This window comes from Vibrio sp. 10N.286.49.B3 (genome assembly GCF_002873395.1).
Classification (GTDB): Bacteria; Pseudomonadota; Gammaproteobacteria; order Enterobacterales; family Vibrionaceae; genus Vibrio.
Genome location: NZ_MCUV01000025.1, coordinates 1 through 2591, shown reverse-complemented (window position 1 = coordinate 2591; position 2591 = coordinate 1). Strand labels below are relative to the sequence as shown.

Genomic DNA, 2591 nt, shown 5'->3' with positions numbered 1-2591 from the left:
TGCGTATTTCGGTGATTGCGATCAGGTGTTTCGGTTTAATCCGATCACCTGAACCTGTCTTTTTTCTCTACCTTTAGTTTTACTCTAACTGATCGGTTTGCGCCAGTTTTCTCATTGACTCTCCTCCTAGTTCCAGTCGGTGACTGTTATGGATTAATCGGTCTAAAACTGCATCTGCGACCGTAGCGTTTCCTATCATGTTGTACCATTCTTTTACTGGTAACTGGCTTATCATTATCGTACTGCTGGCTTGGTATCTATCTTCAAGTAATTCTAATAAATGACCAGCATGATCTTGAGTGAGCTTTTCCATTCCCCAATCATCCAGGATCAATAAGCTTTTTTTCGACAGTGCTAACAGTTGTTTTTGATATGTTCCATCTAGACGACCAGAGCTTAAGTCATCGAGTAAGCGACTCAATCTATAGTATCTGACACTGTGCTGCTGCTCGCAGGCTTGAGCCGATAAGGCGCAAGCTATATAAGTTTTCCCTGCACCCGTTGGACCAGTGATCAAGATATTTTGATGTTTATGTAAGTAGCTTCCCGTTAATAATTCACTCATTTGATTTCGCATTAGACCTCGACCTTCTTTGTAAATTATCTGGCTAGCCTGTGCATCTATTCTAAGTTTTGCTTGTCGCTTAAGCCTTTGGATCTTTGTCTGATTTCGGTTCAATAATTCGCTTTCTAGCAGTAGGCTCAATCTCTCCTCGAATGTTAGCTCTGCATAAGTAGAGAGCTGCTCACGTTGTTGTTCTAAAGCTAATGCTGCATGACCAAGGCGAAGTGCTTTAAGTTGTTCATTTATCGTATTCATTTTTTACTCCTAGTGATAAAAGTCAGGGCCACGAACATTGCTATGTTCGATATTCGGTGTAGTTTGAGTATCCGTTGATAGTTGCCCCTCTCGATGGTTCACTAGTAAGTTTTTAACGAATTTTAAATGAGGTTTTTTGATGAGAAGAGCATCCTTACAAGCCTGCTCTAAACGTATATCTCCATATTTTTTACTTAAGTTTAATAAGCCGAGACAGCTGCGATAAGCTTGTTCAGGGTGTGCTTTTTTCATCAGTTGGATATTCACCATTTCACGTGTAGCAGCACCAATATGCTCTCCCCATCGTAGCAGTCGCTCTGGAGACCAACGTTGGTATCGATGATTCGCGGGCATATGTTCAGGGTAAGTACTCATTCCTCTTTCTTTATGGCTACGTGGGTGCTGTGAGGCTAAGTTCCCTTGATAATAAATACGTATTAAGCGGGATGTTGCTTCCAGTTCAACATGTTGTCCAACTAACTGATGAGGAACGGAGTAATAATGCTTTTTGTAGTCGATATGGTAATCAGGTCCTACTTTTGCTCGCTTTGTTTCGGTATAGATGTAACGCTGGATTGGAAGGGCTTTCAATGCTGGTTTGTCTAACTGCTCGAACAGAGTCTGGCGACTCACGCCGAGTTGTTTCATTTCTCTATGATTTAAGTCATTCATTAACTCGCGGATTGATAGATTTAATTCCTTGAATGTATGGAATGTCTTGTGTCGTAGACGCATCATTATCCAACGCTCAACAATGAGCACTGCATTCTCTGCTTTTGCCTTGTCTTTAGGTTTATAAGGCCGAGCGGGCATGACAGCAGTTTGATAATGATTAGCTAACTTTCTATAACTATCATTAAGTTGCGGCTCATATCGGTCATGCTTTTTAACAGCAGAGCGCAAATTATCAGGAACTAATAATCGAGGAACGCCCCCTAAGTACTCGAAAGTATTAGCATGCGCCTCTAACCAATGTTCTAGCTTTTGACTTTCACTTGCTTCCACATAGGTGAAATTTGATGCGCCAAGTGTAGCAACAAAAACTTGCGCACAACGTACCTCACCAGTATCGGGATTAATAACGGGAATTGTTGGACCACAATAATCAATGAATAATTTATCACCAGCAATATGGAGTTGCCGCATACTGCGTTTTTGTTTCTTTAACCAGCGCCTATAGTATTCACAAAATTGAGTATAAGCGTAAGCATGCTCTTGATGTTGCTCGTTATATTCTTCCCATAACAGCAATTTGGTCATACCTTTTCTTTTTAGTTCCTTAAAGCAATAGGCGAAGTTTGGCATTACTTTAGCTTTATTTGCTCTTTTGGGGTGGTACAGCGCATTAGTTAATTCTGTATCTGAAAAGTTTTCAGGAAGTGGCCAGGCTATCTGACTTTGCTTAAAGCGACTGATTATTTCAGAGACAGTTGCACAGCCTATCTGTTGGCAAGAAGCAATATTTCGATGTGATAATCCACAATCAAATTTAAGGCGTAAAACCTCTTTAATCTTTGTCATTGACGTTCTCTTTTTTGGCATCATCACTTCCTAGTTAAATACGACTATTAACAAGGATAGTGACTGGTTGATTTAAAAGAGAAAAAGATAGGATTTCGGAGTAACCGATCAGTGATTTCGCTATTCCGATCGCCCATTTCGGGATTTGAACAAAAGTGATCGGATTATCGCGAAATGAGCGATCGGTTTAAATCAAAATTGATGATCGGTTTAAACCGAAATAAGTGATCGCAATGCTCCGAAATATGCA

At 40.4% G+C, this 2591-nt stretch carries 2 protein-coding genes; both read right to left on the bottom strand.

The features are described 5' to 3' along the window. Positions 1 to 79 precede the first annotated feature (79 nt). On the bottom strand, positions 80 to 820 hold the full coding sequence (istB, locus tag BCU68_RS09715; RefSeq protein ID WP_102564584.1) for an IS21-like element helper ATPase IstB: 741 nt from the start codon (positions 818 to 820) through the stop codon (positions 80 to 82). Positions 821 to 829: 9 nt separating this feature from the next. Next, positions 830 to 2362, bottom strand: coding sequence for an IS21 family transposase (gene istA / locus BCU68_RS09710; RefSeq protein ID WP_102564583.1), 1533 nt, complete (start codon positions 2360 to 2362; stop codon positions 830 to 832). Positions 2363 to 2591: the final 229 nt, after the last annotated feature.

What these genes read in the sequence shown, in the direction of transcription:
- istB (WP_102564584.1), bottom strand. Translation starts at nt 820, where the DNA reads ATGAATACGATAAATGAACAACTTAAAGCACTTCGCCTTGGTCATGCA.
- istA (WP_102564583.1), bottom strand. Translation starts at nt 2,362, where the DNA reads ATGCCAAAAAAGAGAACGTCAATGACAAAGATTAAAGAGGTTTTACGC.